This window comes from Dehalobacter sp. (assembly GCA_023667845.1).
In the GTDB taxonomy this organism is placed as follows: domain Bacteria; phylum Bacillota; class Desulfitobacteriia; order Desulfitobacteriales; family Syntrophobotulaceae; genus Dehalobacter.
In genome coordinates, this window is the sequence record JAMPIU010000080.1 from 1 (window position 1) to 1166 (window position 1166).

At 42.5% G+C, this 1166-nt stretch carries 3 protein-coding genes; all 3 read right to left on the reverse strand.

What is annotated here, in order from left to right:
* Positions 1 to 98 precede the first annotated feature (98 nt).
* The 3 genes from NC238_06450 to NC238_06460 are packed head-to-tail and all read right to left on the reverse strand — an operon-like array spanning position 99 to position 1008.
* Entirely contained in the window at positions 99 to 614 is a 516-nt protein-coding gene (locus NC238_06450; GenBank protein MCM1565577.1) for a hypothetical protein, read from the reverse strand.
* Positions 604 to 768, reverse strand: coding sequence for a hypothetical protein (locus tag NC238_06455; protein ID MCM1565578.1), 165 nt, complete (start codon positions 766 to 768; stop codon positions 604 to 606). The genes NC238_06450 and NC238_06455 overlap by 11 nt, the downstream gene beginning before the upstream one ends.
* 42 nt (positions 769 to 810) lie before the next feature.
* The gene (locus tag NC238_06460; protein MCM1565579.1) at positions 811 to 1008 is read right to left on the reverse strand and encodes a hypothetical protein; all 198 of its coding nucleotides are present in this window, start codon (positions 1006 to 1008) and stop codon (positions 811 to 813) included.
* Positions 1009 to 1166: the final 158 nt, after the last annotated feature.

Below are 1166 nucleotides of genomic sequence, written 5' to 3' on the forward strand. Positions count from 1 at the left end.
CATTCAAGAAAACACGATTCAACAGCTGATGAAGTTCAAGAAATTAACCAGAATCGGGAATATTAACTCCCAATTCTAGAATTTACGACTTTATGGAACTAACTTTCTGGAATCACAAAGTTGAAACGGTGATTGGTCACCAAGGGGAATACGTCGCATGGAATGTTTTGTTCCATAAAACAAGGACCGCACGGACCGATCGTCCAATCCATCGTAACATTTGTTTGAGCAGATAGCGGTTTCTCTAATTTGTAAAAGTAACTGATATCAATGTCTTTGCTCCAATCGCTGATATTGGTAAAGTCACTCTCAGCCTTCCATTTCGTTAATGACCGAGCCGGATCAAGGCTTATTAGCGGATCACAAACCCGATTTGTGAAATCTTCTTCTACGCTGACCACATTTTGCAAACCGGAGATAGTCAGATCGAGAATCAGATTTTCACCTTCAGCCCGCACATGCGGGACTTCCATCTGAATTTCGCTGGCATAGTCTATATAGTCTTGTTTTGTTTCTTCAATTTGAAAATCAGGCTCGTTTGCGATGGGTTGAATGCACCCAGCTATTAGTAACACTAAGATTAGAAAAATCAAACCGATTGGTTTAGCTTTCATTAATTATCCTTTCTCCTAAGCGGGCCAAAGTATAAAATCTGTCAGGCCATACCCCGCAGTCTAACGCTTCATTTGGAAAGTAAACCTCAACACCAGTCGGTATTTCGGCAGCATGCACAGGTTTTACGCCAACCAAAACCAATGCAGTCAACATGAGTATTATTGCTCCCTGCTCCGGGGAATAACCGGAATATTACTATTGCACCATCATTGTAACATCAGCTTTTTTAGGACAAATTACCAAGGGAATGTAATCTCGCTGATAGAAAATGAAATTATGAATAAAATAACCCGTTATTGCAAAAACGAGACGACGATCCAATCTGGCTTTTATATCTTCAGGAATAAACCTTGAGCCATCAGCTGCCCTTCCTTGACTTCTTCCTTGAAGCAATCGCTGTTTTCCTACCTTGCGCCTCTGCAAAACATGTTATACTACTCACCGCTCTGGAATTATCCAGGGACACTATTACACACGCCTCGGGTCAGACCCTCCTGCGTGCCCACACAAGGGTTGGGAGGTTCGCAAAACCGGGCGGAGGCATAACGCAA

Coding starts and splice junctions, on each gene's coding strand:
- NC238_06450 (MCM1565577.1), bottom strand. CDS start 614: ATGAAAGCTAAACCAATCGGTTTGATTTTTCTAATCTTAGTGTTACTA.
- NC238_06455 (MCM1565578.1), bottom strand. CDS start 768: ATGTTGACTGCATTGGTTTTGGTTGGCGTAAAACCTGTGCATGCTGCC.